Annotated in this window: 9 protein-coding genes; all 9 read right to left on the reverse strand. The window is 45.6% G+C overall.

Going from position 1 to position 13,299, the window contains the following annotated elements:
* Positions 1–69: 69 nt before the first annotated feature.
* The gene (locus LEP1GSC052_RS09865; RefSeq protein WP_243397963.1) at positions 70–828 is read right to left on the reverse strand and encodes a response regulator; all 759 of its coding nucleotides are present in this window, start codon (positions 826–828) and stop codon (positions 70–72) included.
* A 6-nt stretch (positions 829–834) separates the two neighbouring features.
* Positions 835–2,154: a GGDEF domain-containing response regulator gene (locus tag LEP1GSC052_RS09870; RefSeq protein ID WP_084492214.1), complete on the reverse strand. Its 1,320-nt coding sequence runs from the start codon at positions 2,152–2,154 to the stop codon at positions 835–837.
* Positions 2,151–3,323, reverse strand: coding sequence for a histidine kinase dimerization/phosphoacceptor domain -containing protein (locus LEP1GSC052_RS09875; RefSeq protein WP_010575638.1), 1,173 nt, complete (start codon positions 3,321–3,323; stop codon positions 2,151–2,153). The genes LEP1GSC052_RS09870 and LEP1GSC052_RS09875 overlap by 4 nt, the downstream gene beginning before the upstream one ends.
* 5 nt (positions 3,324–3,328) lie before the next feature.
* Positions 3,329–7,780: a hybrid sensor histidine kinase/response regulator gene (locus LEP1GSC052_RS09880; RefSeq protein ID WP_020985902.1), complete on the reverse strand. Its 4,452-nt coding sequence runs from the start codon at positions 7,778–7,780 to the stop codon at positions 3,329–3,331.
* A gap of 218 nt (positions 7,781–7,998) precedes the next feature.
* Entirely contained in the window at positions 7,999–8,631 is a 633-nt protein-coding gene (locus LEP1GSC052_RS09885) for a response regulator (RefSeq protein WP_010575640.1), read from the reverse strand.
* Positions 8,628–10,370 carry a GAF domain-containing sensor histidine kinase gene (locus LEP1GSC052_RS09890; protein WP_156892115.1) on the reverse strand — a complete coding sequence of 581 codons (1,743 nt, stop codon included), beginning with the start codon at positions 10,368–10,370 and terminating at the stop codon, positions 8,628–8,630. Before LEP1GSC052_RS09890 ends, LEP1GSC052_RS09885 begins: the two co-directional genes overlap by 4 nt.
* A gap of 221 nt (positions 10,371–10,591) precedes the next feature.
* The gene (locus LEP1GSC052_RS09895) at positions 10,592–10,912 is read right to left on the reverse strand and encodes a phasin-related domain-containing protein (protein ID WP_010575642.1); all 321 of its coding nucleotides are present in this window, start codon (positions 10,910–10,912) and stop codon (positions 10,592–10,594) included.
* A 442-nt stretch (positions 10,913–11,354) separates the two neighbouring features.
* Positions 11,355–12,893: a sodium:solute symporter family transporter gene (locus LEP1GSC052_RS09910; protein ID WP_010575643.1), complete on the reverse strand. Its 1,539-nt coding sequence runs from the start codon at positions 12,891–12,893 to the stop codon at positions 11,355–11,357.
* A 1-nt stretch (position 12,894) separates the two neighbouring features.
* A complete protein-coding gene (locus LEP1GSC052_RS09915; RefSeq protein ID WP_010575644.1) occupies positions 12,895–13,197 on the reverse strand; it encodes a DUF485 domain-containing protein in 303 nt (100 codons plus the stop codon).
* Positions 13,198–13,299: the final 102 nt, after the last annotated feature.

Below are 13,299 nucleotides of genomic sequence, written 5' to 3' on the forward strand. Positions count from 1 at the left end.
GGGGAGAATTTTTTGAATTTTAAAAACGGAAAGCGACTAGAAAGCGCGTTTGGAAATCGGAAGAAATCGTTATACGACCTTTTCTCGGATGATCAAAACCTTACCGATCACCTTGCTTTCGTTGCCGAGAATGGCTCTGTTCATAATCTCAACGTTCTTTCGTTCCCCGTTCTTCGATAACAAAAAACCTTCGACCGGACTGGAACGGGAATTAAAAACGAAATCCCGAGCTTCAACGTCGTTCGATCTGTTCAACGGAACTAAGTTTAAAATTTCATGAATCGAACTTCCGAGCGCCTCTTCTTCTTTCCAACCCGTAAGTGTCAACGCAACGGTATTGATAAAATAAACGGTTTCGGTGTTGTCGATTGCAACGATTCCTTCTCCCATATTTTTCAGAGTGGAACGAACCAATCGGTCCTTCTTTTGAATTTCTTTTTCGGAAGTATTCTTATAAAGAATCAATTCGATCGCGATCTGCAACTCCCGCGTTTGAAACGGTTTCAGAATAAATCCGTTCGGATTTGTTTCTTTCGCTTCCTTCATCGTATCCACATCCGAAGAAGCAGTTAAATAGATGATGGGAACGTCTAAAAATTCTCGGATTTTTTTTGTGGATTCGATTCCGCTTATACTTCCTTTCGAAAGAACGATATCCATCAGAATGAGATCCGGTTGAAAGACTTTCGACTTTTCGATCGCGTCCTCTCCCGAAGCGGAAACGAGAAGATTGCCGTAACCCATTTTCAAAAGACGACGTTTGATGTCTTGCGCGACAAGAGTTTCATCCTCTACAATGAGTATCTTCGAAGATTCCATCTCAGCCATTGAACCTTACACGACTTTACTATCGCTTTCTAAAGAATAAAAAGCGTAGCGATTCTTCCCTTTTAATTTGCATTTATACATCGCCGCGTCCGCATAACGGATCAGTTGATCGATGTCCGTGCTGTCTTTCGGATAAACCGAAATTCCGATGCTTATGCTGAGCGGAATCGTAAACTCATCGATCGAAAAAGGTTTTTTCAAAGAAGAGAATATTTTTCGAACGACTCGTTCCGCGTCCGACGGATTCGCCAAATCGTTTAGAATGATTACGAACTCGTCGCCGGAAAGTCGAACGATGATATCGTCCTCCCGAACGATCCCCCTCATTCGATCCGAAAATTCCTGCAACAACCGATCTCCGGCCGCGTGCCCCATCGAATCGTTTACTTTTTTAAAATCGTCGAAGTCTATGAACAAAAAGGACATCGTATATTCTTTTCGTTTTGGTCTTGCGATTTCTATGTTTCTTTTAAAACGTTCAAAGAGCGAGGTTCGATTCGGCAATCCGGTCAGAGGATCGTGATATGCAAGATATCGAACGCATTCTTCCGTGACTTTCCTTTCTGTAACGTCTCTGAAAACGAGCACGGCTCCCAAAGTGATTCCGCCTTCGAGTTGAATGAGAGAAGCCGTACATTCGATCGGTCGATCCTTTCCGAATCGATCGATCAGACGAATATCGCTCACAAAAAGAATCTGTTCCTTACTTTCCAAAATATGAGAAATCGGATCCGGCATCTCGTTCTGTTCGGAATACGATACGATCTTAACGATCTCTTGAATTTTTCTTCCAGCTACGTCGGATATGTTCCATCCGGTAAATCCTTCCGAGATACGATTCATAAACGTGATGTTTCCGGATTCGTCGGTCGCGATCACCGCGTCTCCGATACTTTCCAGAGTCGTTAAAAGAAGCTGCTGATTCTCCCTTAACTTTCTTTCCATCGTATGTTTGTTCAAAGCGATTTCTATCGCGATCTGAAGCTCGAGAGTCCGCACGGGTTTGAGAATATAACCGTACGGTTCCGTTTGTTTTGTCCGAATGAGAGTTTGATCGTCCGCATAAGCGGTGATGTAAACCACGGGGACGTCCATTGTTAAGCGAAGTTCCGTCGCGACTTCGACTCCGTCTATCTTCCCTCGGGTCAACATGATATCCATCAAAACGAGATCCGGTTTGAGCGCGGAAGCGGTGGACAACGCCTCGGCTCCGTTACGCGCGATCGTCGGAAACGGATATCCCATTTTTACCAATCGATCCCGTATGTCTCTGGCGACTATACTCTCGTCTTCTACGATTAGAATCCTTGCTGAATATTGATTCATTTTCTTACCCTGTTTAAATCCATCGCCGTCAGTTTAAACTTTGTTCCTTCGCTTTTTTCCAAGGTCAGCGTCGCCCCGATTTGTTCGGAAAGTATATTCACTAATTGTAATCCAAGAGAATCCGTACGGCTGAAATCGACGTCCTCGGGAAATCCGATTCCGTCGTCCTCGACCGTAAGAACGAAACCTTCCTCCAAATTCCGAATCGATATATATATGTTTCCTTTCTCCCGTCCTTTGAAGCCGTATTTTAAGGAATTCGTAACCAACTCCGTGACGATCAAACCGCAGTGAATCGCGGAATCCAGAGATAAAAAAATCGGATCGGCTTCGATCACGAAGTTGATCTCCGAATTGACCCGATACGTTCTCAGAAGATTGGTAGTTAGGTTATATAAGTATTCCTTAAAGTCCATCTGCGCAAGATCCTTGTTTTGATAGAGTAGCTCGTGGATCAAAGCGATGGATTTGATTCTGGATTGAGCGTCTTCAAACAAGTCGAAGGACTTGGAATCCGTTATGTAATTGGATTGAAGATTGAGAATGCTGGAAACGATCTGAAGATTATTCTTAACCCTGTGATGGATTTCACGAAGTAAAACCTCCTTTTCCCGCAAAGAATTCTTCAGCGCTTCTTCGGCCCGTTCCCGATCGGAAATCTCGTTGATTAAATTTTGATTCGCCTTATTCAACTCGGACGTTCTTTCTTCGACGCGTTGTTCCAACTTATCGTGACTTTCGCGGAGCAATTCGTCCTGAAGCATCAGAGTCTGATTCTTCCTGTGAAGATCGACGAAAACGGACGCCTTGGATTTTAGAATTTCGGGAGCGACCGGTTTAATGAGAAAATCGACCGCGCCCAAAGAATATCCTTTGAACATCCAAGACTCGTTGTTTCCGTAAGCGGTTAAGAATATGATCGGGATCTGCGCGCACTTCTCCCTTTGACGAATCAAGGAAGCGACTTCGAATCCGTCCAAACCGGGCATTCTTACGTCCATAAAAATTAATGCGAAATCATCCGGTTTTAACAAAGCCTTTAAGGCCTCGTCTCCCGAACGCGCTTTGATCAGATTCAACTCGGGACTCATGAGAATATTCTCCATAACCCAAAGGTTTTCCTGATTATCATCCACGATCAAAACGTTCACTTTAACTTGCGAGGACACAACGATCACCTGCATAACCAAACGTGAAGCAAGGAAAGCAACTGATCGACGTCCACCGGTTTGGTGATGTAATCGGTCGCCCCCGCTTCGATACATTTTTCACGATCCCCTTTCATCGCCTTGGCCGTAACCGCGACGATCGGAAGAGAAACGAATTGATCCATAGATCGAATGGCCCGAGTCGCCTCGTAACCGTCCATATCCGGCATCATCACGTCCATGATGACGATTTCAATATCGGGCGTGTTCTGAAGAATTCGAATCCCTTCGCTCGCGTTCTCCGCAAAGGCGACTTTCATCTTTTGTCTTTCGAGAACGCTCGTAAGCGCGAAGATGTTTCGAACGTCGTCGTCCACGATCAACACTTTATGACCTTTTAATATAGGATCGTTGTGCGAAGAATCTAGGATCATCTTTCTCTGGGAACTCGATATGTTCTCCTGTGATCGATGAAGAAAAACCGCGGTTTCCTCCACAAGCGCGGACGTCGTTTCCGCTTCTTTGATCGTATTCGTTTCTCTGAGAGTTTGAATCTTAACGGATTCGTTTTCGCTCATCGGACTTTCGAAATAAATCACGATCGGAAGAGAATCCAATCCGATCGTATTGACCGTTTCCACGAGTTCGAAAAATTTTCCGTCCTCGAATTTTGAGGAAACGATCATACAATCCACTTGCTCTTTTTGTAATACTTCGATCGTATCCTTGGAGGAATTCGTCGTACGGATTTTGATATCCGAATTTTCGATCAACTCGACCAACTTTTTCGGTTCCTCTTCGTCATCGTCCGCGATCAACAAAAGTTTCGGTCTTCTTTCGATGAACTTCCGCATCTTGTCGATGGCTCGTAACAAGGATTCTTCCTGGATCGGCTTCGTGATTTGTCCGAGCGCGCCCATTCTCAAACTCCTTCTCCATTGTGTGTCGTCGGAGACGATGAGGATCGGAACGTGTCGAAACTTAGGATCTCGTTTCAACCAGTTGAGAATGAACCATCCGTTCATATCGCTTAGATTAAAATCGAGAATGATCGCGTGAACGGGATACGCCTTCAAAAGCGATAGACCGGTTTTTCCGTCCAACGCGACGAGAGCTTTGAATCCGTTCTTTCTTACCAGCTGTAAAAGTTGTCTCGCCAACGTTTCGTCCGCTTCTAGAATCAACAAAACTTCTCCCGAAAGTTCGGAGCGATCGTCGTCGATCATCTTAAACGAAGAGCGATTGTTTTCCCGAAAAGGAACCTCTTTGAATATGTTCGGAATGAATTTTCCGCCTCGATCGTCGAGCACGGGAGGTTGAATCCACTTGGAAACTTCTTTCAGATTTTCTTCCATCAAAGATTCTTCCGTTGGTACGTATTCGGAAGGAAGATAAAGCGAGAATGTACTTCCTGTTCCCGGTTCGCTGATCAATCGAAGTTCTCCACCGAGCAATCGAGTGATTTCTTTGCTGATCGAAAGCCCAAGACCGGTTCCTCCGTATTTTCTACTCGTACTTCCGTCCGCCTGACGGAACGCTTCGAAGATCAGATTTTGTTTTTCGGGAGGAATTCCGATTCCAGTATCTACCACCGAGAACTCGATCACCGATCCCGCGTGATTTAAGATCGTATGTTCATCACTCCATCCCGCGTTCACCGGTTTGATGTGCAAGAGAACGCTTCCCTTTTCGGTGAACTTAAACGCGTTCGAGAGAAGGTTTCTAAGAATCTGTTGCAACCTTTGCAGATCCGTCGTCATCCGAACCGGCAGTTCTGAATTGAGATCCACTTGAAAGTTCAATTCCTTGTTTCTTGCGGTTTCGCGAAAAGATCGTTCGAGATATTCCGCGAGTTCCTTAAAGGAAACCGAATCGAGATCCACCGTCATTTTGCCGGATTCTATTTTAGATAAATCTAATATATCGTTGATCAACTGGAGCAGATCGTTCCCGGAACTGTGGATCGTACGCGCGTACTCGATTTGTTTTCCGGAAAGATTCTCGCTTTCGCTGTCGAACAACAATCTGGAAAGAATCAGCATGTTGTTGAGCGGCGTGCGCAATTCGTGCGACATGTTCGCCAAGAATTCGGATTTGTATCTCGACGTCAGAGCGAGTTGTCTCGCCTTCTCCTCCAAGGAATGACGAGCCTGTTCCACCTCCATATTCTTGCGCTCCACTTCGTTGTTGTTCTTTGCGAGTAATCTCGCCTTTTCCTCCAACTCGTCGTTCTTTTCCTGCAATTCTTCCCTTTGTTCTTTCAGAAGGTCTTCGGAGGCTTGCAGGGATTTTGCCTGATCCTCGAGTCGTTCGTTCGTTTTGGTCAATTCTTCCTGGCGACCTTGTAGTTCTTCCGTAAGAGTTTGGGATTGAATCAAAAGTTCCTCGGTCCGCATACTCGCCGCGATCGTGTTCAAAACGATCCCGATACTTTCCGTCAACTGATCCAAAAAGTTTAAATGGATCGGAGTGAAACTGGAGAACGAAGCCAATTCTATAATCGCCTTTACTTCTCCTTCGAATAACACGGGTAATACGACGATATTCAACGGAGCGGCTTCGCCCAACGCGGAACTGATCTTGATGTAATCGGAGGGAACGTGTGTGAGAAGAATTCTTTCCTTTTCGAGAAAACATTGACCCACCAATCCTTCGCCGGGTCGGAAACGATTGGAAACGTATTTGCGTTCTTGATACGCGTAACTCACGAGCAGTTTGAGAGAAGGTTCGTTCTCGACCATCTCCGTGATAAAAAACGCGCCGTGTTGTGCGGACACGAGCGGAGCCAATTCGGATAAGATGAGTTTACTGACGTTGACTAGGTTTCTTTGACCTTGTAACAAACGGGTGAACTTGGCGAGGTTCGTTTTTAACCAGTCTTGTTCGGTGTTGATCCGAGTCGTCTCCCGCAGATTTCGAATCATCTCGTTGATGTTATCCGAAAGGGCGGCGACTTCTCCGGCGGCCTTTACCATTACCGTTCTCGACAAATCTCCTTTGGTCACACCGGTTGCCACTTCCGCGATCGCACGCACTTGAGTCGTCAAATTACTCGCGAGCTGGTTCACGTTGTCCGTTAAGTCTCTCCACAAACCCGCCGCACCCGGCACGCTTGCTTGACCGCCTAACTTACCTTCGATTCCCACCTCGCGGGCCACCGTAGTAACCTGATCGCCGAACAGACCGAGGGTATCGATCATATCGTTGATCGTATCGGAAAGCTCCGCGATTTCTCCCTTCGCTTCCAAGTAGAGTTTCTTTTTTAAATCCCCGTTCGCTACGGAGGTTACAACCTTTGCGATCCCACGAACCTGAGTCGTAAGGTTGTTCGCCATAAAGTTCACGCTGTCCGTTAAGTCCTTCCAAGTTCCGGCAACACCGCGAACGTCCGCCTGACCTCCGAGAATCCCTTCCGTCCCCACTTCCTTCGCAACCCGAGTCACCTCCGATGCGAAAGAATTCAACTGATCCACCATCGTGTTGATCGTATCTTTCAGCTCGAGAATTTCACCTTTTACATCCACGGTGATCTTTTTGGACAAGTCGCCGCGTGCGACCGCGGTCGTTACGTCCGCGATGTTCCGAACCTGACCCGTTAAGTTCGAGGCCATCGAGTTTACGGAATCCGTTAAGTCCTTCCAAGTTCCCGCAACACCGCGAACGTCTGCTTGACCGCCGAGAATTCCTTCCGTTCCTACTTCCTTCGCAACCCGAGTCACCTCCGATGCGAAAGAATTCAACTGGTCCACCATCGTGTTGATCGTATTCTTAAGTTCTAATATTTCACCCTTTACATCCACGGTGATCTTTTTGGACAAGTCACCGCGTGCGACCGCGGTCGTTACGTCCGCGATGTTCCGAACCTGACCCGTTAAGTTCGACGCCATCGAGTTTACGGAATCCGTTAAGTCTTTCCAAGTTCCCGCAACACCGCGAACATCCGCTTGTCCGCCGAGTTTTCCTTCCGTTCCTACTTCGCGCGCGACCCGTGTCACTTCCGATGCGAAAGAATTCAACTGGTCCACCATCGTATTTACGATCTTAGCGGTGCGAAGAAATTCTCCCTTTAAGGGACGACCTTCGATTTCCAAGGACATGTTTTGTGAAAGGTCGCCGCCCGCAACGGCGCCGATCACTCTCATCACTTCGGTATTCGGTTGCACAAGATTCCCGATCAATGAGTTCACCGAATCCATACAAGCGGCCCAGGAACCGGTCGCGGCCACCGCGTTGATCCTTTGTGAAATTTTACCTTCTTGTCCGACCTCGTTGCTGATTCGTTCGAACTCCTTCACCATTCGATCGTTTTGATCCACGATATCATTGAGAACGTCCGCGATCTTACCGGAGATACCCACACAATCCAGAGGCATTCTCTGAGAAAGATCTCCCCGCTTGAAAGCGGACAAAACTTCCAATATCTTTTTTAAATCCAGAGAATCCTTTTCGGTAAGTTCCGCCGTTGCTGAGTCTGCCATGTTTGCACCTCGCTGGTCGCTGAATATCCCTTAAATAATGGATCATAACTTAGGAATGCGCAACAAAAAATGAATGAAAATGTTTCGCCTTGTGATTGTTAAATGAATGAAACGATTGTCATCGAAAATGCGACAAGAGACCCGTTAAAAAAAACGATTTCGCAATAATTCAAACGTATTAAACGGAAATAAATTAAAAGGATTAGAATCGACCGCGCTTATTCCAAGAGTCGTTGGTCGTAGGCGTAACGTATCAGTTCTTGAACGGTCTTTACTTTCATCTTATTCAAAACTCTCGCTCGATATGTGTTGATCGTATTCAGACTCAAAACGAGATCCTGTGAAATCTCCTTCACGCTCTTTCCCTGCACCAAAAAAAGCATCACTTGAAACTCGCGTTCGGAAAGGGTTTCGTGCAAAAGTTTATCCGTGGAACCGGAAATTTCCCTCAGCAGGATTTCGGTCGCCGCGGAACTCAGATAACGATTTCCTAAAACGATTTTACGGATCGCGGTCACCAGTTCTTCCGCGGCGCTGCTCTTCGTTAAATATCCCGCGGCGCCGGACTTGAGCGCCCTTACGGCGAAACGATCTTCGGGATACATGCTCAACATGAGAACTTTCAAATCAGGTGCAAGTTTTTGAATGTATTTCAAAGCGTCCAAGCCGCTCATACCGGGAAGATTGATATCCAGAATGAGAAGGTTCGCATTGTTTTTAACGAGAAAGTCCAACACTTGTTGCGCATTCTCCGCTTCGTAAATCACGTCTATATCGTTTTCTTGAGAGAGAACTTTTTTCAAACCCTCTCGAATCAAAGCGTGATCGTCCGCGAGTATGATGGAAATCATATCTCTATCTCCGAACCCGCGGAAGAATGAGAAACGTCGATCGGAATCCGAACGATCACCTTGGTTCCTTTTTCGAGAGACCCCGAAATTTCAACCTTACCTCCGAGAACGATCGCACGTTCGCGCATCCCGATAATTCCCAACGATTTGGAATCTCCGATCTTATTTGCTTGGATTCCGATTCCGTTATCGGAAACGATCAAAACGATCGAAGAATCTTTTTCTTTTAGAATCACGTTCACGTTTGTCGCTTTAGAATGACGGGCCACGTTCGTAAGAGTTTCTTGAAAAATACGAAACAAAGCGATCGAAATCTCTTTGTTCAAAGTCGACTGGATTTGGGTTTTCGTAACTCTACAAACGATACCGGTCCGTTTTTGAAATTCCTCCCCGTACCATTCGATTCCTTCGAGCAATCCCAATTCCTCCAAAACGAGAGGACGCAATTCCGTTGCGATCCTTTGTGTGGATTCGATCGCAGAATCGACCAACTGAATCATCGAATCCAATTCTCGGATCCTTGGATCGTTCGAAGAATCGGATCGAAATACATTCTGTTTTTGTAATGTTATTTCTATTTTAAGAACGGTGAGAATTTGCCCCAGCTCGTCGTGAATTTCTCGAGCGATCAAAATCCGTTCCTCTTCCCGCACTTCCTGAAGACGGGCCGTTAAAGCGCGAAGTTGCTCCTGGGATTTTCTCAGATTCGTTTCAGCGTTTTTTCTTTCGAAAGCCCTTCCGATTTGGGAAGCGACATGAGAAAGGGCTTCGATCAGGGACGGATCCGAATGTTCCGAATTTAAAAAGAATTCCATCACGCCGACGATCCTGTCTTCGTTCCAAATCGGAACGACAAGAGCGGAATCGATTCCCGCCTTTACGGCGAGTTCTCTTGCGCTCAAATCGAAATTTTCTAAAAAGTCTTCATACCAGATCGTTCTCTTTTGATTCAAAACTCGAAGAGGAAGTTTCAAATCCAAGTTTTCCAACAACGATCTGAATTCTTTGACGGGTGGTTCTTCTCCCGAATACCAAATCGGTTGAAGCAATGGAGCGAGTTCGGATCCTTCCAACAACTCGATATGACCGAGTTTCCATCCCGCGATCACACAGATTCGATCCACCGCAAATTGCAATAAGGTTTCTATGTCCTTGGTTTCGTTGGCCGCGGTGGCAATTTGTTGCATCAAATCCAAGAGGGAAATTTTTTTCAGCAATTCGACCCGAAAAACATCGGAGCCTTCTTGTCCTTCGCGCACGCGCCTGTCCGTTAAGAATTCTTTGCGATCGAAGAAATGTTCGATTTGATCTTTTATGTTTCGAAATTCATTCGTAACTTCGACGCAATGAGCGTTAGGATTACCGCCACCTTCGTTGTCGCCGCTCCGATCCCGAGAATACGGTTTATCATTTAAGAATATACAATATTGATCATAAAGTCTCAGCTTTCCGATGAATACATAAGTGTCCACTTCTTCGAAATCATTTTCAAAGCGTGGGATTTTCGTTTCCAAAATACATTCAACCAGATCGCCGGCGATCTCCTTCCATTTGGAAAGAAATCCGCGCTGAATTTCATAAAAAGAATCGCCGTATTTTAAATCCGCTTCTTGGTTCGAGTAGACGATTCTCCATTCACGATCTACGATGAAGAACGGAAACGGAATGTGAATCGATTGTTTCGAAAATTCTTCCCAAATCCTCGACCCAAGCACTTGGCTGTTTGAGCTTTCGTTCACACAGAGATTTTGATCGAAAAATCATAACTTTCAATTCGTTTTTAAGCGATTCTTCGTTTTAATAAAGATACAAAAGTATCCGACCAAAAAAGAACGTAAAAAAAACAGAATGTCCTAAACGAATCCACTTCCGTTTAACACGCGATAAAGGAATCAATTTTCTTTATATCCTTTGTAATTTAGAACTTTAGGACTTTCCATTAAACCGAAATGGTTTTTGATTAAGCGGCCGCCTTCCTACGGGAAACTGGCGTTTCTTCCTTTTTGACCGAAGGAATCAGATGCTCTGCCGTTTCCGAAAATTTTCCGCGAATCTCTTTGTATTCTTTTTCAAACCGATTGAAAACGTCCGAATATGCGTTGAAAGTTTTGTCCGCTAGATCCCGTATCCGAACCGCAAATTCGGAATTATCGCCGGCTCCTTTCGCTCTCAAGTTTTCAAAAATCGAATTGGTATTCGCTTTGAACTTGGCAACGCTTTCGTTTGCAATCTTTAAGATTCCGAAACACGCATTCAATCCGTCCTTGATTTGCTGATCCATTGTGTTCTCCTTTTCAAATTTCCAAAGGAATTTATAACAAAATATTCTGCTTCCGTCCAGAAATTATATCTCGAACGAAAGAATTTTTCGATTTCTATACTTTGATTACACATTTTGTCATCCGGAAAACGTCCGAGAACGTAGATGAACCTAATAGGCGTTTAGCGGATCTCCGATCCTTGAGAAAGATTTGAATCAAACGTTTGTGTATAACGATCCTTGCGAATGTTTTCTATACATTCAAAAATAGAAATCGAGATTTAAACAAAGAAGCGAAACGCACAATGTTTTTTTAATATAGAATCCCGGTTCCAGATCGTCCGCGAATAAGGTTCCGCGCCAGGGATAGAAGCGGAATCCTGCGGCGAGCCGCAGATGAAGCGGATAGCCCGGTCCGAGCGGAGCGAGGAGGCGCCCCATAAATTAGAATAATATAATATTCTTATTCGGCTCCGACACCCAAATACGTTCTTATCTTTTCCTTTTCATACAATTCCTGCGCGCGCGTTTCCGGAAAAAATTTCGAAAAGAGATACGCAACCGCAAAAGAAAGAGACATCGATACAACGGCCGGATTCTTCAAAGGAAAGATCGCCTTTTCAAAACCGAACAAGTCGACCCAAACCGTTGGACTGAGAATGATCAAAACGATCGCAGAAATCGATCCCGTAAGAATCGAAACGACTCCGCCGATCGTGCTGAAATTTTTCCAAACGATGGATAAGAATAACGCGGGAAAATTACCGCTCGCGGCCACGGCAAAAGCGAGACCGACCAAAAAAGCGACGTTCTGATCCTTGAATAAAATTCCGAAAAGAATACTGAGCACGCCGAATGCGACGGTCGCCCTTCTCGCGACTTTCACTTGTTCTTCTTCGGTCGCTTCTCCCCCTTTGACAACGCTCACATAAATATCATGGGAAATCGTCGAAGCAGCGGCTAACGTTAAACCGGCGACAACCGCGAGAATGGTCGCAAACGCGACCGCCGCGATAAAACCCATGAGTAAGGTTCCGCCCAAAAGTTCGGCAAGAAGAGCGGCCGCCATATTGCCGCCCTTGTCGATGCTCGCGATCGGTTCCCTTCCGATTAATACGGCCGCGGCAAAACCCACGATCGGAATGATCAGATAAAAATATCCGATAAACGAAGTCGCATAAGCGACCGACTTACGCGCCTCTTTCGCGTCCGGAACCGTATAAAAACGCATTAGAATATGAGGAAGTCCTAATAAACCGAGCATCAACGCAAGACCGAGAGAAACCGCGTCCAACGGATTCGCCACCAAACCGCCCGGCTCCAAAGAGGTTTTACCGAACTTTTGTTCGACCGCCCCGTATAAATTCTCGAGACTAAAACCGAATTTAGAAAGAGCTAATAGAGTAAGCAGCGTGACGCCGAACAAAAGAAGACAAGCTTTGATGATCTGAACCCAAGTCGTGGCGATCATACCTCCGAACAAAACGTAAAGAAGCATCACGATTCCCACCAAAACCACGGCCGCCTCGTACGGAAGACCGAACATCAGATTGATGAGTTTTCCGGAGCCCACGATCTGAGCGATCGAGTATGTGAGAGTGACTAAAATTCCTCCCACCGCGGCGGCGATTCGGATCGGTTTTTGTTTTAATCGAAACGCGACCACGTCCGCAAACGTGAACTTCCCCAGATTACGAAGAGGTTCCGCGATCAAAAACATAAGCGCGGGCCAACCGACCAACCATCCGACCGCGTATAACATTCCGTCATAACCTTTTAATGCGACCATTCCCGAGATTCCGAGAAAGGAAGCGGCGGACATAAAATCCCCCGAAAGCGCGAGACCGTTTTGAAACCCGGTGATACTTCTTCCCGCGGCGTAGAACTCGCTGGACGTTTTCGTCTTACGCGCGGCCCAATACGTGATCACGAGCGTTAATGCGACAAAGATAAAAAAGAAAGATATGGATAAGAAGTTCGGTTGTCCTAAATGAGTTTCCATCTTAATCCTCGAGTTTTCTTTTTAACGAGTTTACGTTTTTATCATACGATCGATTGGCCCAAACCACGTAGATCAAAGTCAAAAACCAGGAAAACAAGATGACTAACGCGCTCGCTAAGATTCCGACGTTGGAAAAACTTCCGACTTTTCGAACCAACAACTCGGGATAAAACGCGACGGTAAGAATGTAACCGTAATACGACACGAATAGAAGCGCGAGAAGCGTAAAACTTACGATCCATCTTGTGGAAACAAGCTTTTTAAACTCGGGTTCGTCGACTAACTTGTGTGCAGGAGTTTTCATTTTCTTTTTTCCTAATACAATTTAAAACGAATGTCTTTGAGGCGAAATCGATCCGATCCGAAAACTCGGACGATACTTTCTCTTGCGAGAAAGCAAAATAAA

The sequence above is a fragment of the Leptospira kmetyi serovar Malaysia str. Bejo-Iso9 genome (genome assembly GCF_000243735.2).
Classification (GTDB): Bacteria; Spirochaetota; Leptospiria; order Leptospirales; family Leptospiraceae; genus Leptospira; species Leptospira kmetyi.